Annotated in this window: 1 protein-coding gene; it reads left to right on the top strand. The window is 67.2% G+C overall.

Translation table 11 applies throughout. The annotated features are described in order from the left end of the window. Positions 1 to 937: 937 nt before the first annotated feature. Positions 938 to 1517, top strand: a 580-nt coding sequence (locus tag FJY88_14340) for a hypothetical protein (GenBank protein ID MBM3288506.1), incomplete at its 3' end; no start/stop codon positions are given.

Below are 1517 nucleotides of genomic sequence, written 5' to 3'. Positions count from 1 at the left end.
CGACGGCATCCTCTTGCGGGCCGACCGATCGGGATGGGGCGCCATCTCGCTCTTCGGCGGGACGCTCGGCAGCCAGCGTCGCGATCGCGGGGGATTCGACAAGCCGGATCTCTCAAGGCGCCTGGGCGCGGAGCTAAGGATCCGCCCGAGGGTGTCGGCGAGCGCCGATCCGGAGATCGCGTTGAGCTTCGCGGACACGCGCCGTCTGGAGCTGGTCGAGAACCAGAAGCTCGGGGGACGCGCCTCGATGTGGATCCGCCGCCGCCTCGGCATGTGGACGGAAGTCCGGCACGACTTCATCCTCGACAGGACCTACAGTTCCGCCGCGGGTGTGGAGGTCCTGAAGCCCGCGCGCAACCTGCGCGCCTGGGCTCAGTACGATCGACGCACCCCCGCCCTCCCCGCCACATCGACCTTCGCTTTCTTCGAGACGAAGCCGGTATCCGGTTTTCGCGGCGGCATCGGCCTGCGCGTGGCGGGGCCCTACCACGCGGCCTTCGACTTCGAGCGGACCGACTTCAAGGGAGGCGTCAACACGGTCGTCACGGGCGACTCCATCGCGACCAGGGCGAGGGTCGATCGAGCCAGTAGCTACAGGATCGTCCTCAAGCGGGGCGACTACCAGATCGGCGGGCGATTCGAGTCCGGCTTCGGCGGAAAACGCTCCGGATTCCTCATCGCCGCGAGACACGACTTCGGAGAGAAGCTGAAGCTGACGCTCGATATCGGCCTCGACAACTACGACTACGGCTCGGGCCCGGTCGAGGACAACAAGGCCGCTTCAGGACTCCTCGCGGCGACCTACGCCCTCGCCCGGGACAGCCGGCTGACGGCGCAGATCGAGGGTTTGAACAACCGCGACCTCAAACGGGACATCCGCATGATGGTGCGCTTCGACCAGAGGTTCCGCTTCGAGCGCTAGGAAGGAGATCGAGAGATGCGGCGAATCGGACTGCTCCCCATCGGGGTTCTTGCCCTCCTTGGACTCGGTCTGCTCGCCTACCTCGCGGGATGGTGCGAGGCCGGGCTCCTCTTTCCCCATCCGCGCCACACCGACATCGAGTGCGCAACCTGCCATCCAGGCGCCCAGGAAAGCGAATCCGGAGCCGAGAGCCTCCTCCCGGATGCCGACGCGTGCCTCGCCTGCCACGAGCAGACCGATCTGGAAGGATGGGACTGGGCGGTCCCCTCTCCCGCGCCTTCCGGGTTTCCCGGTTTCTCGCACGCGAAGCACCTCGACATGGAGAGCGTCGATTGCGCTCACTGCCACGGAGCACTTTCACAGCCAGTCATGGCCGGGACCGGGAAGGGCGAACCCGGGCACGACGTGTGCTTCGCGTGCCACGAGGGAGAGAAGGCATCGGCCGAGTGCGCCTCCTGCCACGCCGATGTCGACGCCCTGCGGCCGCTCTCCCATGGGCCGGACTTCCGGAAGACCCACTCGTACGAGGCCAGAGGCAACGGCGATGCGTGCGCGGAGTGCCACCGCCACAGCGAGACCTGCAACGAGTGCCACT

The organism is Candidatus Eisenbacteria bacterium, assembly GCA_016867495.1.
Taxonomy (GTDB): Bacteria; Eisenbacteria; RBG-16-71-46; order CAIMUX01; family VGJL01; genus VGJL01.
This window is presented reverse-complemented; position numbering and strand designations above follow the sequence as displayed.